The organism is Telluria sp. LT2P80 (assembly GCF_059685955.1).
The window spans coordinates 194,867-221,583 of record NZ_JCASIO010000008.1 but is presented as its reverse complement, the minus strand read 5'-3'; the positions used below and the strand labels follow the sequence as shown (position 1 = coordinate 221,583).

Annotated in this window: 24 protein-coding genes and 3 tRNA genes; 12 read left to right on the top strand and 15 right to left on the bottom strand. The window is 63.8% G+C overall.

The window, feature by feature from the left end; translation table 11 throughout:
• Positions 1-6: 6 nt before the first annotated feature.
• The 4 genes from AC56LW_RS19865 to AC56LW_RS19850 all read right to left on the bottom strand — a co-directional run bounded on the left by AC56LW_RS19865 (position 7) and on the right by AC56LW_RS19850 (position 2,690).
• Complete coding sequence (locus AC56LW_RS19865; protein WP_499637015.1) at positions 7-1,926, bottom strand: SurA N-terminal domain-containing protein; 1,920 nt, start codon at positions 1,924-1,926, stop codon at positions 7-9.
• A gap of 231 nt (positions 1,927-2,157) precedes the next feature.
• Positions 2,158-2,234 (bottom strand) — tRNA-Asp (locus AC56LW_RS19860).
• Between the two features lie 25 nt (positions 2,235-2,259).
• Positions 2,260-2,336, bottom strand: a tRNA-Asp gene (locus tag AC56LW_RS19855).
• 81 nt (positions 2,337-2,417) lie between these two features.
• On the bottom strand, positions 2,418-2,690 hold the full coding sequence (locus AC56LW_RS19850; protein ID WP_332532657.1) for an HU family DNA-binding protein: 273 nt from the start codon (positions 2,688-2,690) through the stop codon (positions 2,418-2,420).
• A gap of 242 nt (positions 2,691-2,932) precedes the next feature.
• Between AC56LW_RS19850 and AC56LW_RS19845 the strand changes: the two genes are divergently transcribed.
• Complete coding sequence (locus tag AC56LW_RS19845; protein WP_499637013.1) at positions 2,933-3,901, top strand: IS1595 family transposase; 969 nt, start codon at positions 2,933-2,935, stop codon at positions 3,899-3,901.
• A 76-nt stretch (positions 3,902-3,977) separates the two neighbouring features.
• On the opposite strand, the gene lon is transcribed toward AC56LW_RS19845, so the two are convergent.
• The 7 genes from lon to AC56LW_RS19810 form a co-directional block, all read right to left on the bottom strand.
• Positions 3,978-6,392 carry an endopeptidase La gene (gene lon, locus AC56LW_RS19840; RefSeq protein WP_499637011.1) on the bottom strand — a complete coding sequence of 805 codons (2,415 nt, stop codon included), beginning with the start codon at positions 6,390-6,392 and terminating at the stop codon, positions 3,978-3,980.
• 269 nt (positions 6,393-6,661) lie between these two features.
• A complete protein-coding gene (gene clpX, locus AC56LW_RS19835) occupies positions 6,662-7,930 on the bottom strand; it encodes an ATP-dependent Clp protease ATP-binding subunit ClpX (RefSeq protein WP_183552143.1) in 1,269 nt (422 codons plus the stop codon).
• A gap of 182 nt (positions 7,931-8,112) precedes the next feature.
• Entirely contained in the window at positions 8,113-8,730 is a 618-nt protein-coding gene (gene clpP, locus AC56LW_RS19830; protein WP_307732379.1) for an ATP-dependent Clp endopeptidase proteolytic subunit ClpP, read from the bottom strand.
• A gap of 78 nt (positions 8,731-8,808) precedes the next feature.
• Positions 8,809-10,149, bottom strand: coding sequence for a trigger factor (gene tig, locus AC56LW_RS19825; RefSeq protein ID WP_499502146.1), 1,341 nt, complete (start codon positions 10,147-10,149; stop codon positions 8,809-8,811).
• A gap of 31 nt (positions 10,150-10,180) precedes the next feature.
• A tRNA-Leu gene (locus AC56LW_RS19820) sits at positions 10,181-10,267 on the bottom strand.
• Positions 10,268-10,425: 158 nt separating this feature from the next.
• Positions 10,426-13,524: an efflux RND transporter permease subunit gene (locus AC56LW_RS19815; RefSeq protein WP_499637009.1), complete on the bottom strand. Its 3,099-nt coding sequence runs from the start codon at positions 13,522-13,524 to the stop codon at positions 10,426-10,428.
• The gene (locus AC56LW_RS19810) at positions 13,521-14,690 is read right to left on the bottom strand and encodes an efflux RND transporter periplasmic adaptor subunit (protein ID WP_499637007.1); all 1,170 of its coding nucleotides are present in this window, start codon (positions 14,688-14,690) and stop codon (positions 13,521-13,523) included. Before AC56LW_RS19810 ends, AC56LW_RS19815 begins: the two co-directional genes overlap by 4 nt.
• A gap of 119 nt (positions 14,691-14,809) precedes the next feature.
• Here AC56LW_RS19810 and hpnC point away from each other — a divergent pair, with 119 nt between their 5' ends.
• From hpnC to AC56LW_RS19780, 6 genes are all read left to right on the top strand, one after another.
• Entirely contained in the window at positions 14,810-15,619 is an 810-nt protein-coding gene (gene hpnC / locus AC56LW_RS19805; RefSeq protein ID WP_499637005.1) for a squalene synthase HpnC, read from the top strand.
• A 146-nt stretch (positions 15,620-15,765) separates the two neighbouring features.
• A complete protein-coding gene (gene hpnD / locus AC56LW_RS19800) occupies positions 15,766-16,599 on the top strand; it encodes a presqualene diphosphate synthase HpnD (protein ID WP_499637003.1) in 834 nt (277 codons plus the stop codon).
• Positions 16,586-17,995, top strand: a complete 1,410-nt coding sequence (gene hpnE, locus AC56LW_RS19795) for a hydroxysqualene dehydroxylase HpnE (RefSeq protein WP_499637001.1) — start codon at positions 16,586-16,588, stop codon at positions 17,993-17,995. The genes hpnD and hpnE overlap by 14 nt, the downstream gene beginning before the upstream one ends.
• Positions 17,996-18,026: 31 nt before the next feature.
• Complete coding sequence (locus AC56LW_RS19790) at positions 18,027-18,176, top strand: hypothetical protein (protein WP_332532663.1); 150 nt, start codon at positions 18,027-18,029, stop codon at positions 18,174-18,176.
• Positions 18,177-18,191: 15 nt separating this feature from the next.
• Entirely contained in the window at positions 18,192-19,019 is an 828-nt protein-coding gene (locus AC56LW_RS19785) for a DUF1700 domain-containing protein (protein ID WP_499636999.1), read from the top strand.
• 5 nt (positions 19,020-19,024) lie between these two features.
• Complete coding sequence (locus tag AC56LW_RS19780) at positions 19,025-19,831, top strand: GIN domain-containing protein (RefSeq protein WP_499636997.1); 807 nt, start codon at positions 19,025-19,027, stop codon at positions 19,829-19,831.
• A 185-nt stretch (positions 19,832-20,016) separates the two neighbouring features.
• Here the strand turns inward: AC56LW_RS19780 and AC56LW_RS19775 are convergent, their stop codons facing one another.
• A complete protein-coding gene (locus tag AC56LW_RS19775) occupies positions 20,017-21,234 on the bottom strand; it encodes a YeeE/YedE family protein (RefSeq protein WP_499636995.1) in 1,218 nt (405 codons plus the stop codon).
• 176 nt (positions 21,235-21,410) lie between these two features.
• Here AC56LW_RS19775 and arfB point away from each other — a divergent pair, with 176 nt between their 5' ends.
• The gene (gene arfB, locus AC56LW_RS19770) at positions 21,411-21,818 is read left to right on the top strand and encodes an alternative ribosome rescue aminoacyl-tRNA hydrolase ArfB (RefSeq protein WP_332532667.1); all 408 of its coding nucleotides are present in this window, start codon (positions 21,411-21,413) and stop codon (positions 21,816-21,818) included.
• A gap of 3 nt (positions 21,819-21,821) precedes the next feature.
• Here the strand turns inward: arfB and AC56LW_RS19765 are convergent, their stop codons facing one another.
• The 3 genes from AC56LW_RS19765 to AC56LW_RS19755 form a co-directional block, all read right to left on the bottom strand.
• Complete coding sequence (locus tag AC56LW_RS19765; RefSeq protein ID WP_499636993.1) at positions 21,822-22,055, bottom strand: hypothetical protein; 234 nt, start codon at positions 22,053-22,055, stop codon at positions 21,822-21,824.
• 176 nt (positions 22,056-22,231) lie between these two features.
• Positions 22,232-23,422: a tetratricopeptide repeat protein gene (locus AC56LW_RS19760; RefSeq protein WP_499636991.1), complete on the bottom strand. Its 1,191-nt coding sequence runs from the start codon at positions 23,420-23,422 to the stop codon at positions 22,232-22,234.
• A gap of 74 nt (positions 23,423-23,496) precedes the next feature.
• Positions 23,497-24,753, bottom strand: coding sequence for a TIGR03862 family flavoprotein (locus AC56LW_RS19755; RefSeq protein ID WP_499636989.1), 1,257 nt, complete (start codon positions 24,751-24,753; stop codon positions 23,497-23,499).
• A gap of 136 nt (positions 24,754-24,889) precedes the next feature.
• Here AC56LW_RS19755 and AC56LW_RS19750 point away from each other — a divergent pair, with 136 nt between their 5' ends.
• The 4 genes from AC56LW_RS19750 to AC56LW_RS19735 are packed head-to-tail and all read left to right on the top strand — an operon-like array spanning position 24,890 to position 26,675.
• Positions 24,890-25,300, top strand: a complete 411-nt coding sequence (locus AC56LW_RS19750) for a hypothetical protein (RefSeq protein WP_499636987.1) — start codon at positions 24,890-24,892, stop codon at positions 25,298-25,300.
• Entirely contained in the window at positions 25,297-25,500 is a 204-nt protein-coding gene (locus AC56LW_RS19745) for a helix-turn-helix transcriptional regulator (protein ID WP_183552114.1), read from the top strand. The genes AC56LW_RS19750 and AC56LW_RS19745 overlap by 4 nt, the downstream gene beginning before the upstream one ends.
• A complete protein-coding gene (locus tag AC56LW_RS19740; RefSeq protein ID WP_499636985.1) occupies positions 25,497-26,438 on the top strand; it encodes an alpha/beta fold hydrolase in 942 nt (313 codons plus the stop codon). The genes AC56LW_RS19745 and AC56LW_RS19740 overlap by 4 nt, the downstream gene beginning before the upstream one ends.
• A 12-nt stretch (positions 26,439-26,450) precedes the next feature.
• Positions 26,451-26,675 (top strand): hypothetical protein, encoded by a 225-nt coding sequence (locus AC56LW_RS19735; protein WP_332532673.1) that lies wholly within the window; start codon positions 26,451-26,453, stop codon positions 26,673-26,675.
• Positions 26,676-26,717 lie beyond the last annotated feature (42 nt).

The window sequence follows — 26,717 nt, the reverse complement described above, 5'->3', positions numbered from 1 at the left end:
GACGACTTACTGCGCGTCGGTATTCGTGCCCAGCTGCGACGGCGTGGCCGTTACCTTGGCCTTGGCCTTGACCTTCAGCGCTTCGACGTAATCGACCATCTGCTGCTGGCCCATCATGTTGCCGATCTGGTCCGCTTCCTGCTTGCGGCGCGCCGCGTCGAGCTGCGCGGGCTGCGAGACCTTGTTGATGCGATAGACGGCGTAACCCTGGCCCGGCACATCGACACCGACATACGCCGGCAGCTTGGTGGCGTCAGCCTTGAGCACGGCAATCGCACCGGGCTGGTTGATCGTCGGCTGCTTGGTCCGCGAGACGACCACTGGTGCGCCGAAACCGGTTGCGTCGCCTGCCGCCTTGGCTGCCGTCAGCTTGGCTTCGCCTGCCTGGCGTGCCAGGCGCACTGCTTCCTCGATCGTCACGCGCTGACGAATCTGCGCCTCGACCTCGGACAGCGGACGCTTGGCCGCCGGACGCAGTTCAACGACGCGGCCTGCCACCAGCACGCTTGGCGCGACTTCCACTGCTTCGGTATTGCGCTTGTTCTTCAATGCGTCGTTGCCGAACAGCGCCGTCAGGAACTTGGCGTTGTTGAACGGTGCATCGCCCAGCGCCGGATTCGGCGTACGGGTCAGGTTGTCGACGGTCTGGATCTGCAGCTTGAGCTTGTCTGCCACCGGCTTCAGGCTATCCGACTGGTCATACGCGGTCTCGGTAAAGACGCCAGCCAGTTCGGTGTACTTGGCAGCCATCTTCTGCTTCTTGAGGTCGCCTGCAATCTGCTCACGCGCCGTGTCCAGCGACTTTTGCGTCGCCGGCTTGATCGAATTGAGCTTGATGATGTGCCAGCCGAATTCCGACTGCACCAGGCCACTCGTCTCGCCCTCTTTCAACGCGTAGATCGAATCTTCAACCGACTTGACGAACAGGCCCTTTTCAACCACGCCCAGATCGCCGCCAGCCTGCGCCGAGCCCGGATCCTGCGAGTTGGCCTTGGCAATGGCGGCAAAATTGGCCGGCGCTGCGCGCACTTGCGCCAGCACGGCTTCCGCTTTCGTCTTCGCTGCAGCCTGATCGGCTGGCTTGGCGTCCTTGGCCACCGTGATCAGGATGTGGCTGGCGCTGCGCTGCTCGGGCGTCGTGTAGTTCTTGAGGTTCTTGTTGTAGAAGTCGCTGATTTCGGCATCCGACACCTGCACCTGGTTTTCGACGGTAGCGGCGTTGAAGACGACGTACTCGGCCTTGACCTGCTCAGGAATCTGGAACAGCGTTGCGTTCTTGTCGTAGTACGCCTTGACCATCGCATCGGAAACTTTCACCTGCGGCAGATAGGTCGCAATCGGGAACACGATCTCCTGCACTTCACGTTCCTGATCGTTGATGTTCGACAGGCGCGTTGCGACGCTGCGCGGTGCAAATGCGGTGGCCTGGATCGAACCGGTCAGCTGCTGCACGGTGAGGTCACGGCGCAGGCGCTGGTCGAACATCGCCGGCGTCATGCCTTGCGCTGCCAGGGCGGCCTTGTAGCCTTCCATGTCGAAGCCACCGTCCGGCTGGCGGAACTGCTGGATCTCCATGATGGTCTTCTGCAGCGTTGCATCGCTGACGTTCATGTGCGAGCGGGCGATCTCGGTACTGATGGCGCGTTCGCCGACCAGATTATTGAGGATCGTTTTCTTGGCTTCGGCGGTCTCGAACATCTTCTGGTCGAACTGGGCGCCCATCATCTGGCGTGCCTGGTCAATCTGACGACGCTGCGCATCTTCCCATTCCTGGCGCGAGATCTTTTCGCCGCCAACGGTGGCGACGTGGGTCCCGGCATCGTTACTCTGGTAACTCTCCATCCCGACAAACACGAACGATGGGACGATCAAAAGAAGCAGGATCCCGTACATCCAACGCTTGTTGTTCCGAATAAATTCAAACATGGTCAGCCATTCAAGGTTGAGAATGCAATAACAGCACAAGTTAAAAAAAAAGGCGAACTCGCGTTCGCCTCTTCTGGCGGAGCTACCCTGAAGGGCACTCCATACTACTCGAATTCTGGCGGAGCGGACGGGACTCGCCTACATGCTGCAGGCCGCTGATTTCCCTACAGGGAAATCCCTTCTCGTCCAAGCCATGCTCCCCGCAGGGGGAGCATTCTTGCTACTATATTCTGGCGGAGCGGACGGGACTCGAACCCGCGACCCCCGGCGTGACAGGCCGGTATTCTAACCAACTGAACTACCGCTCCAGACATACTGTCTGTGCGTTTTTTGTGGCGGAGCGGACGGGACTCGAACCCGCGACCCCCGGCGTGACAGGCCGGTATTCTAACCAACTGAACTACCGCTCCAGCAAAAAACACACCAACGAACATCAGGGACTACACAACAACCCCTGCTGCTTTTCTTCGCTTGTCACCGCGAAGAAGGCATTAGTTTACAGCATCTTTCAGCGCTTTACCAGCCTTAAATTTCGGGACGCGTGCAGCCTTGATTTTGATGGGCTCCTTGGTGCGCGGATCGCGGCCCGTGCGTGCAGCGCGCTCGCCGACCGTGAAGGTGCCAAAGCCGACCAGCGTGACGCTGTCGTTCTTTTTCAGGGTCTCGGTCACGGCGTCGATCACGGCGTCGAGGGCACGCGCTGCCGATGCCTTGGTAATGTCCGCGGACTTCGCGATTTCTTCGATCAGTTCTGTCTTGTTCACTCGTTCCCTCGTTTCCCGTTCGTGACGCACACGCGCCGCTGCTGCAAAAGTGCAGGCCGTATTAAACAAGGGCAACATGGCGCTGTCAAGCGAGCCCGGTTCAACGCAGGTTCATCTGTGGCATATGGCGCGCCAATACGACGACGCAAAAAAAGGGGCGCAGTCAACGTTAAATAGAGACCAGCTTTGAACTGACGAGCACTCCAATGGTCCAACCCTGTCCCCAGTGTCAGGAGTCGATCATGAAAGCGCCACGATTCAAGGGTTGGTTCGCAAAACTGCCTTTACTGAATCAGCCGCAGCGCCGGCAAGTGCTCGATGCCCTGCATCCTGCAGCCGGACTCGATCAAGTGGTCGCGCTCATCAGTGAGGTCAGAGCGCCAGGCCGCTGCTGCCCCAGATGCGGCAACGAGCGCTGCTATCGGCACGGTTTCGCCAACGACTTGCAGCGCTACCGCTGCTGCGCCTGCGGCCGCACCTTTAACGACCTGACCGGTACGCCATTGGCGCGGCTGAGGCTAAAGGGTAAATGGCTCGCGTATTCGCAAGTGCTGCTCGATTCACTGCCCGTACGCAAGGCCGCAGACCGGGTCGGCGTACACCGCAATACCGCCTTTCGCTGGCGCCACCGCTTCCTGCACTGGGTCAAGCTCGACCGGCCCGTAGCCCTTAATGGCATCGTCGAAGCTGACGAAACATTTCTGCTCGAGTCACAGAAAGGTTCGCGCACGCTTGATCGGCCAGCGCGTCGTCGCGGCGGCCACGCTGCCAAACGGGGCATTTCCGGTGAACTGGACTGCATCCTGGTTGCGCGCGACCGCGAGGGGCGCACCATTGATGCCGTGACCGGCCGCGGCGCGCTCACGGCTGCGCAACTCGACCGTGACTTGCTGCCCAGGCTCGACAGGCAGGCCTTGCTGGTCAGTGATGGCCATCCCGCTTACCGCGCCTTTGCACGCAAGCACAGGATCGCGCACGAGACGATCAATGTGCGCGCCGGGGTGCGTGTGAGGCGGCCAGGCAACCTTGCCATCCATGTGCAGAACGTGAACGCCTACCACCAGCGCTTCAAGACGTGGCTACAGGGCTTTCGGGGCGTGGCGTCGCGCTATCTACCCAATTATCTTGGCTGGCGCTGGGCGCTGGATGGTGCGCGGATTTTTTTGCCAGAACAATTGCTTAGTATCGCTATCAGTGTCATCAACAGATAACGCTGACTGAGCCCAAAAAAAACAGGCGCCACATGGGCGCCTGTTTCAGGGAGCTGACCAGCAGCCCGGTACTGTCTTAGTGCTTGACTACTTCCGGCTTGGCTTCCACCGGCGCTGGCGCGACGGCCACCGCAGGATCGTCCACCAACGGCTGTGGCTGGCGCTCCAGTGCGATCTCCAGCACTTTCTCGATCCAGCGCACCGGTACGATCTCGAGCTTGTTCTTGACGTTGTCCGGAATCTCGGCCAGGTCCTTCACGTTTTGCTCGGGAATCAACACCGTCTTGATGCCACCGCGATGCGCCGCCAGCAGTTTCTCTTTCAGGCCACCGATCGGCAGGACTTCACCGCGCAGCGTGATCTCGCCCGTCATTGCCACATCGGCGCGCACCGGGATGCCCGTGAAGGCCGAGACCAGCGCCGTCGTCATGCCAATACCAGCCGACGGACCATCCTTCGGCGTCGCGCCTTCCGGCACGTGGATGTGGATGTCGGCCTTCTCGAACGCCTCGTTCTTGATACCGAGGCGTGCGGCGCGGCTGCGCACCACCGTGCGGGCAGCTTCGATCGATTCCTTCATCACGTCGCCCAGCGTACCGGTGCGGATGATGGCGCCCTTGCCCGGCACGTTGACAGCTTCGATCGTCAGCAGATCGCCACCGACTTCGGTCCACGCCAGACCAACCACCTGGCCGACCTGATTATCTTTCTCGGCAACGCCAAAGTCATAGCGGCGCACGCCCAGGAACTTGTCCAGGTTCTTGCCGTTGACGATAACGCGCTTGTCGGCGCCCGTGCCCGGTTTTTTGAGCAGCAGCATCTTGACGACCTTGCGGCAGATCTTCGACACCTCGCGCTCGAGCGAACGCACGCCGGCTTCGCGGGTGTAGTAACGGATGATGTCGCGGATCGCGGTCTCTTCGACCTTGATTTCCTCTTCCTTCAAGCCGTTGTTCTTCAACTGCTTTGGCAACAGGTAGCGCAGCGCGATGCTGGTCTTTTCGTCTTCGGTGTAACCCGACAGGCGAATGACTTCCATGCGGTCCAGCAGCGCCGGCGGAATATTGTACGAGTTCGACGTCGCCACGAACATCACGTCCGACAGATCGAAGTCCACTTCCAGGTAATGGTCCGAGAACGTGTGATTCTGTTCCGGGTCCAGCACCTCGAGCAGGGCCGACGACGGATCGCCACGGAAATCGGCGCCCATCTTGTCGATCTCGTCGAGCAGGAACAGCGGGTTGCGCACGCCGACTTTCGCCAGCGATTGCAGCACCTTGCCCGGCATCGAACCGATGTACGTGCGGCGGTGGCCACGGATCTCGGCTTCGTCACGCACGCCACCCAGGGCCATGCGCACGAACTTGCGGTTCGTCGCGCGGGCGATGGACTGGCCAAGCGACGTCTTGCCGACGCCCGGAGGACCGACGAAGCACAGGATCGGCGCTTTCAGCTTGTCGACGCGCTGTTGCACTGCGAGGTATTCCAGGATGCGTTCCTTGATCTTGTCCAGGCCGTAGTGATCCTGTTCAAGCACGGCTTCGGCACTGGCCAGATCGATCGCGACCTTCGACTTCTTGCGCCATGGCAGCGACACCAAGGTGTCGATGTAGTTGCGCACGACGGTGGCTTCGGCCGACATCGGCGACATCAGCTTGAGCTTGCGAATTTCGGCCTGGGCTTTTTCCATGGCTTCTTTCGGCATCTTGGCGGCGACGACTTTCTTCTCGAGTTCCTCGATGTCGGCGCCCTCTTCGCCCTCGCCCAGTTCTTTCTGAATCGCCTTGACCTGCTCGTTCAGGTAGTACTCGCGCTGCGACTTTTCCATCTGGCGCTTGACGCGGCCACGGATGCGCTTTTCGACCTGCAGGATGTCCAACTCACCTTCCAGCTGGCCGAGCAGATGCTCGAGGCGCTTGGCGACGTTGAAGATCTCCAGGATCACCTGCTTCTGCTCAAGCTTGAGCGGCAGGTGTGCAGCGACGGTATCGGCCAGGCGGCCTGCGTCATCGATGCCGGCGAGCGAGGCCAGGATTTCTGGTGGAATCTTTTTGTTGAGTTTGACGTACTGGTCGAACTGCTGGACGATCGCGCGGCGCATGGCCTCGACTTCGGAGTCGTCGCCGATTTCCGATTCGACCGGCGTCAGTTGCGCGGTGAAGTGCGTGGCGCCGTCGTTAATCGTATCGATACGGGCGCGCTGCGAACCCTCGACCAACACCTTGACGGTACCGTCGGGCAGTTTCAGCATCTGCAGAATATTGGCGACGCAGCCGATCTCGTAGATGTCTGCGGCGGACGGTTCGTCCTTGGCGGCGGCCTTCTGGGCGGCCAGCATGATGCTTTTGCCCTGCTCCATCGCGGCTTCCAGAGCCTTGATCGATTTAGGGCGGCCAACGAACAGAGGTATCACCATATGCGGGAACACAACCACATCGCGCAACGGCAGAAGTGGCAGCGTCGTTTGCTCGGTTAATTTCGAAGTTGTCATGGCATACCTTATAAAAAGCGTGTTCTGAACTTGGGCGCTGGACAGCCAAAACACAAGACCGTCCGGTAAAAATATATTCTGTAAGTAAAAGAAATCTTACTTGTCAGAGCATATAGCCGTTCCAATAAAAAACCCTCGGAAAATGAAAAAGCCACCGCACGGCGTACCGCGAGTGGCTTTTCGAATGAAGCCGGGCTCTCTTATTGAGATTGATTGTACCGAGTTGAATCCGTGCGGCAAGCAATTTGTCGCTTGCCGACGGATTTTTTTCAGTTTTCTCCCGACGCTTTTGCCGTTTCGCTGTAAATCAGCAAAGGTTTCGCGCCGTTCGTGATCGTATTTTCATCGATCACGACTTTCACGACATTTGACTGGCCTGGCAATTCATACATGACGTCGAGAAGCGCATGTTCGAGAATCGAACGCAGGCCACGTGCGCCGGTTTTACGGGCCAGTGCTTTCTTTGCAATCGCGTGCAGCGCTGCCGGACGAATCTCCAGTTCGGCGCCTTCCATTTCCAGCAATTTCGAATATTGCTTGATCAGCGCATTCTTTGGTTCGATCAGAATCTGGATCAGCGCTTCTTCGGTCAGCTCGGACAAGGCAGCCACCACCGGCAGACGGCCGACCAGCTCGGGGATCAGACCGAACTTGATCAGGTCTTCAGGTTCGGCTTCGAGCAGGATCTCGGCGTTGTAGCCGGAATCGAGACTCTTGACCGTGGCGCCGAAGCCGATGCCGCTCTTGACCGAGCGGTTCTGGATCACCTTGGCCAGGCCGTCGAACGCGCCGCCGCAGATGAACATGATGTTGGTCGTGTCGATCTGGACGAAGTCCTGGTTCGGGTGCTTGCGTCCGCCCTGTGGCGGCACCGATGCCATCGTGCCTTCGATCAGCTTGAGCAATGCCTGCTGCACGCCCTCGCCTGACACGTCACGGGTGATCGACGGGTTGTCGGACTTGCGCGAGATCTTGTCGATCTCGTCGATGTAGACGATGCCGCGCTGGGCCTTTTCCACTTCGTAGTTGCAGCTTTGCAGCAGCTTCTGGATGATGTTCTCGACGTCTTCACCGACATAGCCGGCTTCGGTCAGCGTCGTCGCATCGGCAATCACGAACGGTACGTTCAGCATGCGTGCGAGCGTCTGCGCCAGCAGCGTCTTGCCGGAGCCGGTAGGACCGACCAGCAGGATGTTACTCTTGGCCAGTTCGACTTCGTCTTTCTTGCCCAGGTGCTTGAGGCGCTTGTAGTGGTTGTACACCGCCACCGACAGGATGCGCTTGGCCGTTTGTTGACCGATCACATACTGGTCGAGCAGTTCGGTGATTTCAAGGGGCGTCGGCAGGTCGGACTTGGCGCCCGTGACCGTTTCGACGTTCGAGGTTTCATCGCGGATGATGTCGTTGCACAAGTCGATGCATTCATCGCAGATGAACACGGACGGTCCTGCGATCAGCTTTTTGACTTCGTGCTGGCTCTTTCCACAGAACGAGCAGTACAACAGTTTTTCGCCGCTGGAGGATTTTTTCTCTGACATGGGGGCAGGACTCTATTGAATTGCTATGAATATAACGCTTAACCGGAAACGCAACAAGGGCGAATCCAAGGGCGCAACTGGTGCGCATGCGAACATGCTACCCGAAATAAAAAACAAACGCCCGAACGTGTTCGCGTCCGGGCGTTTTTTTCCAACATCGCGCTGGATGCTCGGGCAATTTCTTAACCGCGGTGCGTGAGGACCTTGTCGATCAGCCCATACTCCACCGACTCTTCGGCCGACATGAAGCGGTCACGGTCGGTGTCACGGTGGATCTGCTCGATGCTCTGGCCGGTGTTATCGGACATGATGCGGGCCAGACGCTCGCGCAGGTACAGGATTTCCTTGGCCTGGATTTCGATATCCGAGGCCATGCCCTGTGAACCGCCCGATGGCTGGTGAATCATGACGCGCGAGTTCGGCAGCGAGAAACGCTTGCCCTTGGCGCCGGCTGCCAGCAGGAAGGCGCCCATCGAGGCCGCCAGACCCGTGCACAGCGTCGAGACGTCGGGCTTGATGAAGTTCATCGTGTCGAGGATCGCGAGGCCGGCCGAGACCGAGCCACCCGGCGAGTTGATGTAGAGCGAGATATCCTTGTCAGGATTTTCGCTTTCCAGGAACAGCATCTGGGCGACGATCAGGTTGGCCATCTGGTCGTTGACCGGACCAACCAGGAAAATCACGCGTTCTTTCAAGAGGCGCGAGTAAATGTCGTAGGCGCGTTCGCCACGACCACTTTGCTCGACGACCATCGGCACCAAGCCGAGTGCCTGTGTATCCAGTGCTGGATTGTGCATCATACCTGTCTCGTTCCTTGTTAGGGGTTGGTCAAATGGGCCATTGAAAAAAGCCGGCCTCGAGGGGCCGGCCTGCTTTTCTTAAGCCTGTGGGACGCTGCCCATCAGTTCATCGAAAGCAACGGTCTTGTTCGAGACCTTGGCCTTGCCAAGTACGTAGTTGACGACGTTTTCTTCCAATACAAGGGCTTCGACTTCACCGAGGCGACGACGGTCGCTGAAGTAGTACTTCAGGACTTCTTTCGGGTCTTCGTAGCTCTGCGAGAAATCTTCGATCTGGGCTTTCACCTGATCTTGCGTGGCTTGCAGATCGTTGTCAGCAACCAGTTGCGACAGGATCAGACCCAGACGCACGCGGCGCTCGGCCTTGTCCTTGAACATCTCGGACGGGAATGGCAGCTTGGCCACGTCCATGCCGCGCTGTGCCATGTCCTGGCGTGTCATTTCGGCCAGACGCTCCGAATCCTGCTCGACCATCACGGTCGGCACGTCCAGTTCGGTGGCCTTGACCAGTGCGTCCATCACGGCTTCCTTGTTGCGGGCCTTGACGCGGGCGCGCACTTCGCGCTCCAGGTTCACCTTGATGTCTTCGCGCATTTTCTCGATCGAGCCGTCTTCGATTCCCAGCGACTGGGCGAATTCGGTATCGACGGCAGGCATGTGCGCCCACTCGAGTGCTTTGAGCGTGATGGTGAACTCGGCGGTCTTGCCGGCGACGTCCTTGCCATGGTAGTCCTCTGGGAACGCCAGTGGGAAGGTCTTGGCTTCGCCGACTTTCAGGCCGATCGTTGCGGCTTCGAACTCAGGCAGCATGCGGCCTTCGCCCAGTACGAACGCGTAGTCTTCAGCCTTGCCGCCGTCGAATTCGACGCCGTCCAGCGTGCCGACGAAGTCGACGGTGACGCGGTCACCCTCGGCTGCGACTGGCTCGCCGCCGGTGCCGTGTTCGCCTTCTTCGCCCTTGGTGTGGTAGTGCACACGCTGCTTGCGCAGGATGTCGATGGTCTTGTCGATTTCGGTGTCGGACACTTCGGTCACGACGGTTTCGACTTCAACGGCTGCCAGGTCGCCAATGACGACTTCAGGGTAGACTTCGAAAGTCGCGTTGAATTCGAGGACGCCTTCAGGGGCATCGTCTTTTGGCTCGATTTTCGGGAAACCGGCAACGCGCAGTTCGTTGGCGACAGCGGCTTCGTTGAATGCGCGGCCAACTTTGTCGTTGAGCACGTCCGATTCGATCTGGTAGCCGTACTGGGCAGCGACCATCTTGAGCGGCACTTTGCCCGGACGGAAGCCAGGCGCCTTGGCGGTCTTGGCCTGCTGTTTCAGGCGCTTCTCGACTTCAGTGCGGACGTCAGCGACCGGAAAAGAGATCGTCAAGCGACGTTCGAGTTTACCCAGGGTTTCGACTGCAGTTGCCATTGTAAAAATCGTCCAAAAAAATAATTATTCGTGGTGCGAGGAGGGGGACTCGAACCCCCACACCATTGCTGGCGTCAGGACCTAAACCTGGTGCGTCTACCAATTTCGCCATCCTCGCTCAGGATTGCAATATCGCCTCAAAAACAAAGGGCGCCCGACAGTAGAACCCGGCCGCCCTGCACTCCATTGTTTAGGGGCTACAACTTCAATCGATTATTTTACTGGAATTTCTGACACTATTGGGCATCATTTTTTCCAGTGCGGGGGTACGTGCTTTCATTCGATGCCTGCCCCTGCCGGCTTTTTGACGCGGAACCACGCCGCGTACAAGGCCGGCAGGAATAACAGCGTCAATGCCGTGGCCACCATCAGGCCGCCCATGATGGCCACCGCCATCGGCCCCCAGAACGTCGAGCGCGACAACGGGATCATCGCCAGCGCCGCCGCGGCGGCCGTCAGCAGGATCGGCCGGCAGCGGCGCACGGCCGCTTCGATGATCGCATCCCACGGATGGCTGCCGGTGGCAATGTCCTGCTCGATCTGGTCGACCAGGATCACCGAGTTACGGATGATCATGCCGAACAGCGCGATCACGCCCAGATTCGCGACAAAGCCAAAAGGCCGGTCGAGGATCAGCAGCGCCATCGCGGCGCCCGCCACGCCCAGCGGGCCGGTCAAAAACACCAGCAGCGAGCGCGAGAAGCTGTGCAGCTGCAGCATCAGCAGCGCAAACACGATGAACAGCACCAGCGGCACATTGGCTGCGATGGATGCCTCGGCTTCCGAGCTGTCGGCGGCGGCCCCTTCGATTGTCAGGGCGTAGCCGGCCGGCAGCCTGGCACGCAGCGCGCGCAACTGCTTGTCGACTTGCGCGGTCACGGTCGGCCCCTGGATACCGTCGACCACGTCAGCCTGGACCATGATGGCCCACTCGCGGCCTTCACGCCAGACGACGCCCGGCTCCCAGACGAAGCGCACGCTCGCCACCTGGCCGATCGTCACGGCCTGCCCGCCGGTGGTCGGCACCAGCGTTTCCGACAGCCGCGTGATGGTCGAGCGCTCTTCCAGTGGTTGGCGCACGACCATGTCGATCAGGCGATTTGATTCGCGGAACTGGCCGACCGTCGTGCCGGTGAGCGTCGTGTTGACCGCGCGCCGCACGGCCTGCGACGTCACGCCCAGCGCGCGCAGCTTGTCCTGGTCCAGGTCGAGGCGCAGCACCTTGATCGATTCGTTCCAGTTATCGTTCACGCCCAGCGTGTTCGGATTGGCCAGCAGCGTCGCCCTGACCTGGTCGGCGATTCCGCGCACGACGCCGATGTCCGGCCCCAGCACCTGGAACTGCACCGGGTACGGCACCGGCGGGCCGTTGGCCAGCAGCCTGACGCGCCCGCGCACTTCGGGGAAATCGTGCCTGAAGATGTCGACGATCTTCAGGCGCAGCGCGTCGCGCGCCTTGGTATCGACCGGCAGCACGACCACCTGCGAGACGTTCGACTGCGGGAAAATCTGGTCCAGCGGCAGATAGAAACGCGGGCTGCCGGTGCCGACATAGCTCGTCACGCTGCGCACGCCCTGCTGCTGCGCCAGAAACGCCTCGAAGCGCTTGACGGTCGCCTCGTTGGCGGCAAAGCTCGTGCCCTCGGGCGACCAGAGTTCGACCATCAGCTCGGGCCGGCTCGAATCCGGGAAGAACTGCTTCTCGATGAACGTGAAGCCGAAGATACCCAGCGCGAACACGGCAAGCGTCAGCGCGATGGTGGTCTTGCGCCACTCGACGCACCAGGTCACGATGCGCCGGAAGCGCCGGTAGGCCGGGGAATCGAAGACTTCGTGGCCACTGTCGCCATGGGCGTGCGGCTTGACCTTCAGCAGCATGAAGCCGATATAGGGCGTGAACATCACCGCCACCACCCACGAGATCAGCAGCGCCAGTCCATTGACCGAGAACATCGTGAACGTGTACTCGCCGGCGGCCGATTCGGCCAGGCCGATCGGGAGGAAGCCCGCCGCCGTGATCAGCGTCCCGGTCAACATCGGCATGGCCGTCGATGTGTAGGCGAAGGTGGCGGCCTCGAAGCGCGACATGCCCTCTTCCATTTTGCGCACCATCATTTCGACGGCAATGATGGCGTCGTCCACCAGCAGGCCCAGCGCGATGATCAGCGCGCCGAGCGAAATCTTGTGCAGCGAGATGTCGAGCATGCGCATGGCCAGGAACGTGATCGCCAGCACGAGCGGGATCGACAGCGCCACCACCAGGCCCGGATAGACATCGATACGCCATCTGGGCTTGCTGTGCAGACCGAGCGCCAGGAACGACACGACCAGCACGATGACGACCGCCTCGATCAGCACCTTGACGAATTCGCCGACCGATTCCTTGACGGCCTGCGGCTGGTCGGCCACCCGTTCGAGCTCGATCCCGACCGGCAGCTGCGCACGGATGCGGGCCACTGTCTCGGCCAGCCCCTTGCCCATCGTGATGATATTGCCGCCCTTTTCCATCGACACGCCCAGGCCGATCACTTCCTTGCCGTTAAAGCGCATCTTGTCGGCCGGCGGATCCTGGTAGCCGCGCTTGACGGTGGCGAAGTCGCCGAGGCGGAACGTGGTGCCGCCAGCGCGCAGTTGCAGCGCTTCGATCTGGTCAAGCGTGCCGAGCGCGCCCGTTACCCGAACCGACAGATTGTCCGTGGGCGTGACCAGCACGCCGCTGGCCTCGACCGCATTCTGCGTGGCGATCTGGTTCACGATCTGCTCGAACGGCACGCCCAGCTGGGCGAATTTCTTGCTGGAGAACTCGATATACACTTTTTCGTTCTGCACGCCGAACTGCTCGACCTTGGCCACCAGCGGCACGCGCAGCAGTTGCTGGCGCACGAAGTCGGCGTAGTCGCGCATTTCGCCATAGGTGAAACCATCGCCCGACAATGCGAAGATCGACCCGTAGGTGTCGCCGAATTCGTCGTTGAAGAATGGGCCGATCACGCCCTGCGGCAGCGTGGCGGTGATGTCGCCGATTTTCTTGCGCACCTGGTACCACGCGGCCGTCGTTTCCTTGGGCGGCGTCGATTCACGCAGCTCGATCAGGATCGTGGTTTCGCCCGGCTTGGAAAAACTGCGGATGCTCTTGACGTACGGCGTCTCCTGCAGCTTGCGCTCGAGCGGATCGGTGACCTGCTCGGCCATCTGCAGCGCCGTTGCACCCGGCCACACGGCGCGCACGACCATCGCGCGGAACGTGAATGGCGGGTCTTCGTCCTGGCCCAGTTCGAAGTAGCTCAGGATACCGAACAGCAGGCAGGCGGCGATCAGGAAGCGCGTGAGCGGGATGTGTTCCAGCGCCCAGCGCGACAGGTTGAAGCCTTTCATCGTGCGGCCCCGCCGTTGGCCGTCATGGCCGCTTCGGCGTCCGCCCGGCGCGCGACATCGGCGGTGAGGATGCGCACCTTCTGGCCCGGCTTGAGCAGGTTCACGCCGGCCGTGACCACGTTCTGGCCGGCGCGCACGGCGCCCGATACCAGCACGTCGTTCTCGACCTGGCCGGCCACCTGCACCGGCACGAGCCTGACGGCGCCGTTGTCGACGACCCAGACGCTGCTCGCGCCCTTGTTGTTGACCAGCGCGCTCAACGGTACGCGCAGGCCGCCGCTGGTTGCCGCGCCCGTGGCCAGCTCCACCGTCGCGCTCATCCCCAGGCGCGCATCGGCGCGGGCGGGCAGCGCGACCTTCACAGTGTAGGTGCGGGTTGCGGCGTCGGCCATTGGCGCGATTTCGCGGATCTTGCCCGGGATGGTCTGCTCTGCATCGGCCCACAGGCGTACGACCACGTCGGCCGACTGGCGCAATCCGTCCACCTTGTTTTCGGGGATGCCGATGACGACTTCCTTCTCCGTGGTGCGGGCCACGCGCACCACCGGCGTGCCGGCCTGGACGACCTGCCCCACTTCGGCATCGATGGCCGTGACGACGCCATCGACGTCGGCAACCAGGGTCGTGTAATCGGCCTGGTTCGACTGGCCGCGCAAGCCGGCGCGCGCTGCATCGACGTTGGCCTGGGCCGCCTTGAGCGCGCTTTGCTTGGCGTCGAGCACGGCCTGGCTGACGAAATTCTGGGAGCGCAGATTGACGTGACGCTGGTAATCGGCAGCGGCCAGTTCGCGCTCGGTGTCGGCGGCGCGCAGCGTGGCGCGGGCCTGGGTTTCGGCCAGCCGGATGTCTTGCGGGTCGAGCCGCATCAGCACCGTGCCGCGCTTGACGGTCGCGCCCACGTCCACCTTGCGTTCGATGATCTTGCCGCCCACCCGGAAGCCCAGTTGCGACTCGTAGCGCGGCCGCACGTCGCCTGCAAACTGCGACCGCTCGGCGCCCGCATCTGCCACCAGCTGGATCACCCGCACCGGACGGATATCCTCAAGCGGTGGCGCCGGCTTCGAGCACGCGGCCAGGGCGCCGGCGGCGCAGAAGGCGAGCACGGCTGCCCGCAGGATGGGGGAAGAAAATCGGACAAACACGGTGGTGATCCTTTGACTGGGCATGCGGCGTCTCAAGCCGAAGCTGGCGGCGCGTGGAGTACTGCGTTGGCGCCAGTTTGTAATTCAGCAATTATAATCATGCAAATAGACAATGTGACGACTTTAGCGTCTTCCCTCTAAACATGGCCGTCAATCACTACGAGAACTTTCCTGTTGCGTCGATCCTGCTGCCGCGCCGCCTGGTGCCGGCGGTCGAGGCAATCTACGCCTTTGCGCGCAGCGCCGACGATCTGGCCGACGAAGGCGACGCCACACCCGGCGAACGGCTGGCGGCGCTGCAAGCCTACGACCAGCAGTTGGACCGCATCGAGGCTGGCAGCGTTCCCGATGAGTCGATGTTCGCCCGGCTGGCGCATGTCGTGGCGCAGTACCGGCTGTCGGTCGGGCCGATGCGCGACCTGCTGTCGGCGTTCCGGCAGGATGTCGTGACGCCGCGCTACCAGGAATACGCGAGCCTGCTCGACTATTGCCGCCGCTCGGCCAACCCGGTCGGGCGCCTGATGCTGGCCCTGTACGAGGCCGACGACGCGGTCAACCTGCGCGACTCGGATGCCGTCTGCAGCGCGCTGCAACTGATTAACTTCATCCAGGACGTCGCAATCGATCTGACCAAGGGCCGGATCTACCTGCCGCTGGAAGACCTGGCGCGCTTCAAAGTCAGCGAAACGGCGCTGAAGTCAGGCGTCGTCGATGCACCGTTCCAGGCCCTGATGCGCTTCGAGGTCGAGCGCGCCCGCGCGTTGATGCTGTCGGGCGCGCCGCTGGCCAGGCGGCTGCCGGGCCGCATCGGCTGGGAGCTGCGCATGATCGTCCAGGGCGGCCTGCGCATCCTCGACCGGATCGAGCGCGCCGGCTACGATGTGTTCAGGCGCCGACCGACGCTGGCCACCGCGGACTGGGTCGCCGTTGGCTGGGGCGCGCTGCGCATGTAACGCTACGCATATAGCGCTGCGCATGTAGCGCTGCGCATGTAAAGTAGTGCCCCAGACCGCCGGCTGCGGCGTTCACCCTGCTAAAATGCAGCACTGACGGCACAGCCGTGCCGCAGCCGCCCAACCAGCACTCCACGACGATTTTCATGTCTCCAGACGAATACTGCCAGCAAAAGACCGTTCAAAGCGGCTCCAGTTTCTACTACAGCTTCCTGTTCCTGCCGCCCGAACGCCGGCGCGCGATCACGGCGTTGTACGCTTTTTGCCGCGAGGTGGACGATACGGTTGACGAAGCCACCGACGGTTCCGTCGCGCGCATCAAGCTGGCGTGGTGGCGCACCGAGGTCTCGAAGATGTATGCGGGCACGCCAACGCATCCGGTGATGCTGGCGCTGCAGCCCCATATCGCGGTCTACAAGCTCGAAGAACAGCACCTGCAGGCGATCGTCAACGGCATGGAGATGGACCTCGACCAGAGCCGCTATCTCGATTACCCCGGCCTGCAGCGCTATTGCTGGCACGTGGCGGGTGTCGTGGGCATCCTGTCGGCCAGCATTTTCGGCTACACCAATCCGCAGACGCTGGCGTACGCCGAAAAACTGGGCCTCGCGTTCCAGCTGACGAACATCATTCGCGACGTGGGCGACGACGCGCGCAAGGGCCGTATCTACCTGCCGGTCAACGAACTCCAGCAGTTCGGCGTCACGGCGAACGACCTGCTCAAGCTCCAGCACAGCGAGAAATTCGAAGCGCTGATGGCGTTCCAGGCCAAGCGCGCGCAAGCCATCTATGACGACGCTCTGGCCCTGCTGCCAAAGGAAGACCGGCGCGCCCAGCGTCCGGGACTCATGATGGCGTCGATCTACCGCACGCTGCTCGATGAAATCCAGCGCGACGGCTACCACGTGCTGAACCAGCGCATCTCGCTCACGCCGCTGCGCAAGCTGTGGCTGGCGTGGAAGACGTATGTCCGCACCTAGGCTGCGCGTTGCAGTCGTCGGCGCCGGCTGGGCCGGCTGCGCAGCGGCAGTCACACTCGCGCGCAAGGGCGCGGACGTCATCCTGTTCGAAGCGGCGCGCACCCTCGGCGGGCGCGCCCGCGGGGTCGACGTACGCGGCCTGGCGCTGGACAACGGCCAGCACATCCTGCTGGGCGCTTACGCCGAATCGCTGCGCATGCTGCGTCAGGTGGGCGTCGATCCCGATGCGGCGCTGCTGCGCCTGCCGGTGCAGATGCGCTATCCGCCCGGCGGCGCCGGCATGGATTTCGTTGCATCACGCCTGCCCGCGCCGCTGCACCTGGCGTTCGCGCTGCTGCGCGCCAAGGGCCTGACCCGCGCCGACAAGCTCGCACTGGCCCGTTTCAACAGCGCCGGGCGCTGGATGGGCTGGGCGCTGGACGTCGATTGCACGGTGGCCGAACTGCTCGAACGCTTCGACCAGACCGAGCGACTCACCACACTGATGTGGCGTCCGCTGTGCATCGCGGCGCTCAACACGCCGCCCGAGCGCGCGTCAGCGAATGTATTTTTGGCGGTCCTGCGCGACAGCCTGGGCGCCAGCAGGCGCGCGGCATCCGACATGCTGTTGCCGCGCGTGGCCATGGGCGCGCTGTTTCCGGAGCCTGCCGGTGCCTGGCTTGCGCATGAAGGTCACACAGTGCGCGTTGGCGTCAAGGTTGCGGCGATCGCGCGCAACGTGGATAGCGATGGCTGGTGCCTGACAACGGGCGCGGGCGAGGAGCGCGTCGATGCCGTCGTGCTGGCCACGCCCGCGAGCACCAGCGCCACGCTGCTGGCGCCGTTTGCCGACTGCGCCGCGCTTGGTGCGCAACTGGATGGTTTCACGTACGAGCCGATCGCGACCTGCTACCTGCAATATGCACCGGGCACGCGCCTGGACCTGCCGTTCTACGCGTTGCTGGACGATCCGCAGGCAGGCCGCTGGGGCCAGTTCGTGTTCGACCGTGCCCAGCTCGACCCGGGACAGGATGGCGTGTTCGCCGTCGTCGTCAGCGCCGCCGCCGAGGCTGCAGCGCTGCCGCGTGAGACGCTCGCCGGCGCCATTGCGGCGCAGCTGGCGCGCGACTTCGGCCGGCCCGAACTGGCCGCGCCGGTCTGGACCCAGCTGATCACGGAGAAGCGCGCCACGTTCACCTGCGCGCCCGGCCTGGTCCGGCCAGGCAACGTCACGCCACTCCCGGGCGTGGTGCTGGCGGGCGACTACACGGCCAGCGACTACCCGGCGACACTGGAGACGGCGGTGCGCAGCGGCCAGGGGGCGGCGACGGCCATCCTCGCCTACGGCGCCCTGCCCCGCGAAAAGCGCAGCCTGTCGCACGGCGATGGTGCAGCGGCGGCCGGCGCCATAGAGTAGCACCATCGAAACACCCCTGATGGACACCACCATGACACCCCGACTCGGACTGCGAACGGTCGCCCTGCTGCTTCTCGTGGCGGCCAGCACGCTCGTACTCGTCATGCCCGAACTGATCGGCGGCGGGGCCCCCGGCACGGCCAGCGCGATCGGTGCGATCCCGGTCCTCGGTCACCACTAGGCCGGCACACATCGTATGGCTTACTTTTTCTCCAAGCTCGACTACCTCGATGCGCTCAAGCGCGCGTTGATGGGACTCCCGCCCGATGTGCAGGCCAAGACGCTCGCCTGGTACGAACAGCGCTTCGTCGACGGCGCAGCGCTCGGGCGGCTTGAACCGGATGTGGCCCGCGAGCTGGGCGACCCGCGCGACGTCGCCCTGACGCTGCGCACCAATGCCCATTTCGCGCAGCTGGCGCACAAGCCGGCGCCGTTAGCGGGCTCCGTGGCGCGCACCATGGTGTCGGGCTTCGGCCTGCTGGTGTTCAACCTGTTCATGCTGATTCCGGCGGCGGTGTTCGCGTCGCTGCTGATGGCGCTGTACGTGTCGGCGTTTGGTGTCTATGTGTCAGGCATTGCCGTCACCGCCAGTGGCCTGGCCGGCTCGAACGAGCTGGTGCTGAGCGCCCCGTTGAGCCGCCTCGAAATGACGAACGACGACGGGGCAAGCGAAACGCAGACCCGGGTGTCGATCGGCGAGCATGGCATCCAGGTGTATGAAGAGCCAGTGCTGAGGCCGGATTTGCGGCCCGAGGCGGGCGACGATGGACAGGCCGCCGACGTCGTCAGCGACAATCGTGACAAGCGCTCGCGCGTGCTGCGCGGCGCCGAAGCGGTGGCCGAACGCCGCATCCAGATCACAACCGACCTCGATCCCGATTCGCGCACGACGCAGGTGGTGCTCGGGTGCGGGCTGATCCTCGGCGGCATTGCGCTGTTCCTGTTGTCGCTGGTGTTCAGCAAGTACACGATCGCCGGCATCCGCCGCTACGTGAACATGAACATGTCGTTGTTGAAGGGATAACCGCCATGCGCTCATTGATGAAAGTGGGTTTCAGCCTGCTGCTGCTGGCAGCGGTGCTCGTCGCGCTCAGCTACAGCATGCTCAAGGCCAGCGGCACGGTCAGCGCCGCCGAAGGCCGCGCCGTCGCCCAGGACACGCGCCCGGTACCGGCCGGCGTGGAGATCGTCGAACTCGACGGCCCCATCGACCTGAACCTGCGCTATGGCGCCACGCCGATGCTCCGGGTCAGCGGCGAGCAGCGGATGCTGGGCAATGTGGAGGTGACGGGCGACGGCAAGGTCCTGCGCATCGGCATCCGCGGCATGGTGCTGCGCCACCGCGAACCGCTGGTGGTCGAGCTGGTGCTGCCGGTACTGACATCGGTGACGATCGAAGGCAGCGGCGACAGCACGATCAACGGCTTTTCGGGCGACGCCATCGCAGTCCAGCTCAATGGCTCGGGCAGCGTGCGCTTCAATGGCCGCTACCGCGACGCCACGGTCGGCTTGACCGGCAGCGGCGACCTCGACGTCAATGGCGGCGCCGCCATGGACCGCGTCGAAACCCGCCTGATGGGCTCGGGCAGCATCACGGTCTCCGGCACTGCCCGTGCTCTGGAAGCCGACACGACAGGCTCCGGCCGCCTCGACGCCGAACACCTGCGCGCCAGCGAAGTCACGCTGAGCCAGACCGGCTCCGGCGACAGCGTCGTCCAGGCCCGCGACACCATCCGCATCACCCTGAGCGGCAGCGGTGACGTCGAAGTCTACGGCAACCCCGCCGAACGCAGCACCAGCCGCACGGGCAGCGGCAGCGTCACCTACCAAGAATAACCCCCCAAACAAATAGGGTCAGTGTCGAATTGTTTGACAACTTCAGTAAATCAGTTGCTCAATAATTCGACTCTGACCCCAATTGTTGGGCATTTGCCTTTTGGATAAATAGGGTCAGAGTCGAATTGTTTGACAACTTCAGTTTATCAATTGCTCAATAAATCGACACTGACCCTGCGTTTTGCTTAGCAGGCGGTGGGTTTCAGGCGCTCGACTTCGAGGCCGAAGAAGGGGCGCAGGCGGGTGCCGACGACGTTGCCGATGAAGGCGACGACCAGCCACAGCCAGCCGTGCAGGCTGCCCGACAGGATGCCGCTGAAGTACGCGCCGATATTGCAGCCGTAGGCCAGGCGGGCGCCGTAGCCCAGCAGCAGGCCGCCGACGATGGCGGCGATCAGCGAGCGCAGCGGCAGGCGCCAGACTGGGGCGTAGCGGCCGGCCAGCGCCGCTGCCAGCATCGCGCCCAGCACGATACCGATGTCCATCACCGACGTCACGTCCTGCGAGATCGGCGAGGCCAGTGCGGCGGCGTTGGCTTTCGTGGACCAGTAGGTCCAGCTGGCCGTGTCGATGCCCATCACCGCGGCCGCTTTCGCGCCCCACAGGGCGAAGGCCGACGTCACGCCCCACGGACGGCCGGACAGCGCCAGCGTTGCGAAGTTGAGCACAACGAGCGCGAGCGCGCCGGCCAGCAGCGGCCACGGGCCATGCAGCCATGGCGAGCGATGCGGCGGCTGCACGTGCGCCGGCACCAGTTTGCCGTGGCGGCGCTTTTCGACGACGATCGTAATGAACGCGATCAGCGCGAAGATGCCCCAGTTCAGCGCCAGCGCCGGCGCCAGGCCCAGTTCCTTGACGGCCGACAGCGGCGCCAGTTGCGGCATCGAGGTCCAGAACGGCATGTGCGCGGTGCCGATCAGCGAACCGATGATGAAGAACAGCAGCGTGACGATCATGCGCGTGCTGCCGCCACCGACCGTGTACAGGGTGCCGGACGCACAACCGCCGCCCAGCTGCATGCCGATGCCGAAAATGAACGCGCCGAAGATCACCGAGGTGCCGGCCGGCTGCACCAGGCCGGTCACTGGGTTGCCGAACAGCGTGCCGGCAGCCAGCGCCGGGAAGAACAGCGCCACGCCGACGGCCAGCATGACCATCTGCGCGCGCAGGCCGGCGCCGCGGCCATCGGCGATGAACACGCGCCAGGCCGACGTGAAGCCGAACGCCGCGTGGTACAGCGCCACGCCGAGCAGCGCGCCGACGATGTACAGCGCCGACTGGCGGCCGCTCACCGCCTGCGCGAGATACCACGCGCCAAGCACGAGCAGGAACAACGCCACGCCAAGCGGGCGCACATTGAGATCGACGCGGGGCGCCATCGACAGAGTGGAAGAATTGGACATGACAGGGACCGTGCAAATGAAAGTAGGCCGGTATTGTCGTCGCTTTTGACAATCGTTGCTGGCCGCGCGCCCATTTTGCGCGTCGAAGACACTGCAGGCAGCAGGCCGGCGCGTCAACGCTTACAATGCGCCTGCTGCTGCGAACCTGCACGGCACATCATGCAACCAGGACCGAGATGGCCGCCCTCACCCCACATGTCAATCCAGCCGAAGTCGAATTCAGCGCAATCCGGGCCCAGGGTCCGGGCGGGCAGAACGTCAACAAGGTCTCGTGCGCCGTGCATGCGCGCTTTGACATCCCGGCGTCGTCGCTGCCACAGCCGGTCAAGGAGCGGTTGCTGGCGCTGCGCGACACGCGCATCTCGCATGAAGGCGTGCTGGTTTTGAAGGCGCAACAGTCGCGCAGCCTGGAACAGAACAAGGAAGACGCGCTGCGGCGCCTGCAGGAACTGGTCGACAAGGCCGCGATCGTGCCGGTCATCCGCCGTCCCACCCGGCCAACACGCGGCTCGCAACTGCGGCGGCTCGACGGCAAGACGCGCAGCAGTCAGACCAAGGCGCTGCGCGGCAAGGTCACCGACTGAACGTCACTCGGAAGCGTGCAAAGTCTCGGACTCCACGCCGTCCAGCCCCGCATACCACGCCGCATACGGCGTATTGACCGCCATGCGCCGGTTGTAATCCGGCGCGCCATCACTCCACCAGACCGGCCCACGCTCTCCCAGCGCCCTCTTGGCCTCATCGACAGCGGCGCGGGCCGCGCGCTCGGCTGCATCATCGTTCGCCTTGAGCGCCGCCCCGACCTGCCGCCGTGCGTCCATCAACTGATTCACCAATTGCTGGCGCTCGTCCGGCGCCAGATGCGGATTGCTGCTGCGCCAGAGGCGCCCCTTGACGACAAAGTAGCGGCCGTCCGGCGTGTTCGGATAACGGGCCGGCGGGCATGGTATCGACTATACCCGCCGGCCCGGGATGCCAGCGCCCGGCTGCAGGATGCTCAAGGCATCACGCCATAGCGGTCGATGAAATACTTGACCCCGCCCGGATTCGCGGCCATCCACGCCCCCAGCGCCGGCCGGTACGCCTGTCTGAACATCAGCAGCAGGATCGCCGGTTCGAGCTGCCCTTCGCGCGCCAGCGCCCGCATCTGCAACAGGCCCGGATCAGTGATGCCTGCGCCACTATTTGCCTCGGCCTCATCGGCGCTCTTCAAGGCCCGACGCCACGTTTCGAGCTCGATCCCGAACGCCGACTTGCGCTTATCCTTGTCGTCGGTGCGCAGCGCAACCTCGTTCATGCCCAGCGCCAGCCGGAACGCATGATCGGGCGTCTTCTCCCCATCCGTTTGCGAATCGAGACTGATCACGTATTTGCCGTCCGCGTTTTCCGCCACGCGTACGCCACGGCGCAGGCCCAGCGCCTTCAGTGGCAAGCCGGCGCCGGCCCGGTACCTGGCCAGCTTGCTCCAGTTGGGCCGCTGCGACGGGTCGGCCTCGATGGCCTTGTACAGCATCGCCTCGGCCGCGCCCCGTTTGTCCTGGTAGAACAGCGCATCGGACAAGTAGCGCCAGGCCTGCGCATTGTGCGGCTCGATCAGGGTCGCCTGACGAAACAGCGCCTCGGCGCCCTTCCAGTCCCGTTGCACATAATGACAGTTGCCGGCGGCGACCCAGGCGCTGGAATACTGCGGATCGGCCAGCATCGTCGCCTCGTACTTTGCCAGCGCGGCCTTGATGTCCTGGCGCGCAAATGCCGCCTCGCCTTCGGCCATCAGTTTCGCCGCCCTGGCATTGGGCTGATGCAGCGGCGGCGGCGCCGGATCGTCCAGCATGCGCAGGACTTCCTGCGCGACCGGATCGTCGGCCGCCAGCAGCGTCGCCCGCTCGGCCAGCGCGCGTGCCATGTCGCGCAGCTGCGGCGCCTTGTCCTGCGGCGCCACCGTCGAGAGTTTCAGCACGAGGCCCGCCGCCAGCGACAGCGGGATCGAGGCGGTCGGATCGGCCTGTTCGGCCGCCTTGTACTTTGCCAGCGCTTCTTGGTAGCGGGCGCGCCCCTCCAGCGCCTGCGCTTCGAGCACCAGGCCACGACATGGCTGGCCGCAGCCGATGTCTGCACGGGCGCTCGGGGCGCCGGCGACATGCGCAACGGCGAGAACAACTGCGAGCGTCAGTACGCGAAAGGAAGTCATGAAATGGACGTGGCGCGGAACGCTGATGAAGCGCTCATCTTACCAAGCATGCGCCCCGAATAATTCACGGAATGTCACCGCTGTGCAGCATCCAGCCAGGCCAGCGCGTCCCGCCCCGCTGCACGTCCGCTGGCAAAGCAGGCCGTCAGCAGGTAGCCGCCGGTGGGCGCTTCCCAGTCCACCATTTCGCCGGCGACGAACACGCCGGGCAGCGCGCGCAGCATCGCGCTCTGGCCGTCCATCGCATCGAATTGCACGCCGCCCGCGCTGCTGATCGCCTCGTCGATCGGGCGCGCGCGCAGCAGCGTCACCGGCAGCGCCTTGATCGCCGTGGCCAGCCGCGCCGGATCGGCGTAATCGGCCTTTGACAGGCACTCATGCAGCAGGCCTGCCTTGACGCCCTTGATGCCGAGCCGGCTTTGCAAGTGGCTCGACATCGAGCGCGAACCCCGCCCGCGCGTGACCTCGTCAAACACCCGTTCAGCACTGTGATCCGGCGCCAGGTCGAGCCACAGCGTGGCATTGCCATCGCGCGCAATCGCGTCACGTAGCGGCGCCGACAACGCATACACCAGACTGCCTTCGACGCCGCCTTCCGTGACGACCAGCTGGCCCTTGCGCCAGGCGATGGCGCCGTCGGCACCGCGCACGCCGGCCGCAACCGTCAACAGCGGCGCGCCGGCAAAGCGGCTGCTGAAATGCGCGCTCCAGCCGGTGTCAAAACCGCAGTTGGCCGGCACCAGCGGCGCGACTTCGACACCGCGCTCGCGCAGCAGCGGGACCCAGGCGCCGTCCGAGCCCAGGCGCGCCCAGCTCGCGCCGCCCAGCGCCAGAATCGTCGCGTCGGCGTCGACCAGCCGTTCGCCGTCCGGCATGGCAAAGCGCAGGCGGCCATCCTGCCAGCCGAGCCAGCGCTGGCGCATGTGAAAGCGCACGCCGCTGTCCTTCAGGCGGTGCAGCCACGCGCGCAGCAGCGGCGCGGCCTTCATTTCGAGCGGGAATACACGGCCCGACGTGCCGACAAAGGTCTCGATGCCAAGGTCGTGGATCCAGGCGCGCACGGCGTCGGCATCGAACCCTTCGAGCCAGCCGTTCACGTGCACGGCGCGGTCGCGGTAGCGCTGCACGAAATCGGCATACGGTTCCGAGTGCGTGATGTTCATGCCGCCCTTCCCGGCCAGCAGGAACTTGCGGCCGACGCTGGCCATCGCATCGCAGACGTCGACCTGCACGCCCGCTGCGGCCAACGTCTCGGCCGCCATCAGGCCTGCAGGACCGCCGCCGATCACGACGACACGGGGCGAAACGGCAGAATTGGCGGGCTGGGTCATGGTGACGAACGAGAAAAAGCGGGACCCGCATTGTAGTCGACTTCCCGCCCCGAAAAACGCTGTAAAGGATGCTTGACATCCCAAAATAACGGGCCTACGATGTAAAGCATCCTTTACTAACCACGAGAGGCACCAGATGGCTGCGAGCAAGCACGAGAAGCGGGTTCACACGGCGTACCTGCGCGAGATGGCCGGCGCGTTCCTGGTCTATGCGGTGTTGCTGATGGCCTCCATCCGCTTCGGCAGGCCAATGGACGACGGCCTGCTGCGCATCCTGGTGCTGCTCTCGCCGATGATCGGCTTTTGCCTGGCGCTGTGGGCGATCGCGCGTCACCTGGGCCGGGTCGACGAATACCTGCGCAGCTTTTTGCTCGAATCGTTCGCGCTGGCGGCCGGGCTGACTGCCGGGCTCACCTTCAGCTACGGTTTTCTGGAGACCGCCGGCTATCCGCGCATGTCGATGTTCGCCGTGTGGATGGTGCTGTGCGGCGCGACCATGCTCGTTTGCCTGATACGCTCGGTGCACGAGAAACTGCAGACGCGATGAAAAACCGTATCCGCGAACTGCGCGCCACGCAGGGCTGGAGCCAGGCCGATCTGGCCGAGCGGCTGGACGTCTCGCGCCAGAGCGTCAACGCGATCGAGACGGGCCGTTACGATCCCAGCCTGCCCCTTGCCTTTGCCATTTCCCGGCTGTTCGGCCTGCCGGTCGAAGCCATCTTCACACCTGATCAGGAGACCGCATGAAAGCTGCACTGTTGTTGACTCTGGCGCTCGGCGCCGCCCCCTTTGCCGCCGCCCAAGCACAGTCTGCGGCCACGGCACCCCAGAGCGCGAACCGCTTTGCCGCCAGCATCAAGCCAGCCGAAACCTTTGAATCCGGCGCGCTGCTGGTCGAGCGCCATGGCAGCAAGGGCCGCCCGGTAATCCTGATTCCTGGCCTGGCCAGCGGCCCATGGGTATGGCAGGAAGTGATCCGCCAGTTCAAGGACGAGTTCACGCTGTATGTCGTGACGCTGCCCGGCTTCGACGGCCGCCCGGGCCCAACTGGCGAACCCTTTGAAGGCGCCCGCGCCGCACTGGAAGGATTCATCGCGCAGCGCAAGCTGAACAAGCCGATCCTCGTCGGTCACAGCCTGGGCGGCACGCTCGCCTACGCCGTCGCGCAGGATGTAGGCAACGGCATCGGGGGCGTCGTGGCGCTCGACGGCCTGCCGGTGTTCCCCGGTACCGAGAACATGCCGCCCGCGCAGCGCCCACAAGCGGCGCAGCGGGTGCGCGACACGATGGCCGTGGCCGACCCCAACGCCTGGGCCGCCCAGCAGCGCCAGTACATGCGCGGCCAGGGCGTGCTCGACATCGGCAAGGCCGACGACATCACGCCACTGCTGCTGCGCAGCGACCGCGCCGCCGTCGGCGCCTACGTGGCCGACGCGCTGGCGCTCGACCTGCGCCCGGGCCTGGAAAAGATCACCGCGCCGGTGCTGGTGGTGGCGCCGTTTTACCAGTACGATGGGGCGCAGGACACGATGACGGCAGACGACAAGGTCGCGCACTACCGCAGCCTGGTCGAGGGCATCCCCTCGGTCGAGGTGGTGCCCATCGCGCCGTCCCGGCACTTCCTGATGATCGACCAGCCGCTGGCCCTGGCCGGCATCCTGCGCCGCTTTTTCGACCGTCGTTGAAAGGAGTTATCCATGCGCCCTGTCACCTATTGGATCGGCCAGTTCCTTCTGGCCGCCGGCACGATGTTTCTGCTGCTTGCCGCCGTCGACCTGATGCGCGGCGACACCCTGGCTGCCACCTGGCCCGGCACGCTGGCCTGGTCGGCTGCGGCGGCAGCGATCTTTGTCGCCTCACGCTGGCGCCAGGCCAGCCGCGGCATCGCCTGCGCGGTCTGCAAGGATGAGCAGGCGCGCTGATACCACCGGCCAGGCGATTTCTCCAGAATGTTCCATTTGTCA

What these genes read in the sequence shown, in the direction of transcription:
- AC56LW_RS19865 (WP_499637015.1), bottom strand. Translation starts at nt 1,926, where the DNA reads ATGTTTGAATTTATTCGGAACAACAAGCGTTGGATGTACGGGATCCTG.
- AC56LW_RS19845 (WP_499637013.1), top strand. Translation starts at nt 2,933, where the DNA reads ATGAAAGCGCCACGATTCAAGGGTTGGTTCGCAAAACTGCCTTTACTG.
- lon (WP_499637011.1), bottom strand. Translation starts at nt 6,392, where the DNA reads ATGACAACTTCGAAATTAACCGAGCAAACGACGCTGCCACTTCTGCCG.
- clpX (WP_183552143.1), bottom strand. Translation starts at nt 7,930, where the DNA reads ATGTCAGAGAAAAAATCCTCCAGCGGCGAAAAACTGTTGTACTGCTCG.
- clpP (WP_307732379.1), bottom strand. Translation starts at nt 8,730, where the DNA reads ATGATGCACAATCCAGCACTGGATACACAGGCACTCGGCTTGGTGCCG.
- tig (WP_499502146.1), bottom strand. Translation starts at nt 10,149, where the DNA reads ATGGCAACTGCAGTCGAAACCCTGGGTAAACTCGAACGTCGCTTGACG.
- AC56LW_RS19815 (WP_499637009.1), bottom strand. Translation starts at nt 13,524, where the DNA reads ATGAAAGGCTTCAACCTGTCGCGCTGGGCGCTGGAACACATCCCGCTC.
- AC56LW_RS19810 (WP_499637007.1), bottom strand. Translation starts at nt 14,690, where the DNA reads ATGCCCAGTCAAAGGATCACCACCGTGTTTGTCCGATTTTCTTCCCCC.
- hpnC (WP_499637005.1), top strand. Translation starts at nt 14,810, where the DNA reads ATGGCCGTCAATCACTACGAGAACTTTCCTGTTGCGTCGATCCTGCTG.
- hpnD (WP_499637003.1), top strand. Translation starts at nt 15,766, where the DNA reads ATGTCTCCAGACGAATACTGCCAGCAAAAGACCGTTCAAAGCGGCTCC.
- hpnE (WP_499637001.1), top strand. Translation starts at nt 16,586, where the DNA reads ATGTCCGCACCTAGGCTGCGCGTTGCAGTCGTCGGCGCCGGCTGGGCC.
- AC56LW_RS19790 (WP_332532663.1), top strand. Translation starts at nt 18,027, where the DNA reads ATGACACCCCGACTCGGACTGCGAACGGTCGCCCTGCTGCTTCTCGTG.
- AC56LW_RS19785 (WP_499636999.1), top strand. Translation starts at nt 18,192, where the DNA reads ATGGCTTACTTTTTCTCCAAGCTCGACTACCTCGATGCGCTCAAGCGC.
- AC56LW_RS19780 (WP_499636997.1), top strand. Translation starts at nt 19,025, where the DNA reads ATGCGCTCATTGATGAAAGTGGGTTTCAGCCTGCTGCTGCTGGCAGCG.
- AC56LW_RS19775 (WP_499636995.1), bottom strand. Translation starts at nt 21,234, where the DNA reads ATGTCCAATTCTTCCACTCTGTCGATGGCGCCCCGCGTCGATCTCAAT.
- arfB (WP_332532667.1), top strand. Translation starts at nt 21,411, where the DNA reads ATGGCCGCCCTCACCCCACATGTCAATCCAGCCGAAGTCGAATTCAGC.
- AC56LW_RS19765 (WP_499636993.1), bottom strand. Translation starts at nt 22,055, where the DNA reads ATGGACGCACGGCGGCAGGTCGGGGCGGCGCTCAAGGCGAACGATGAT.
- AC56LW_RS19760 (WP_499636991.1), bottom strand. Translation starts at nt 23,422, where the DNA reads ATGACTTCCTTTCGCGTACTGACGCTCGCAGTTGTTCTCGCCGTTGCG.
- AC56LW_RS19755 (WP_499636989.1), bottom strand. Translation starts at nt 24,753, where the DNA reads ATGACCCAGCCCGCCAATTCTGCCGTTTCGCCCCGTGTCGTCGTGATC.
- AC56LW_RS19750 (WP_499636987.1), top strand. Translation starts at nt 24,890, where the DNA reads ATGGCTGCGAGCAAGCACGAGAAGCGGGTTCACACGGCGTACCTGCGC.
- AC56LW_RS19745 (WP_183552114.1), top strand. Translation starts at nt 25,297, where the DNA reads ATGAAAAACCGTATCCGCGAACTGCGCGCCACGCAGGGCTGGAGCCAG.
- AC56LW_RS19740 (WP_499636985.1), top strand. Translation starts at nt 25,497, where the DNA reads ATGAAAGCTGCACTGTTGTTGACTCTGGCGCTCGGCGCCGCCCCCTTT.
- AC56LW_RS19735 (WP_332532673.1), top strand. Translation starts at nt 26,451, where the DNA reads ATGCGCCCTGTCACCTATTGGATCGGCCAGTTCCTTCTGGCCGCCGGC.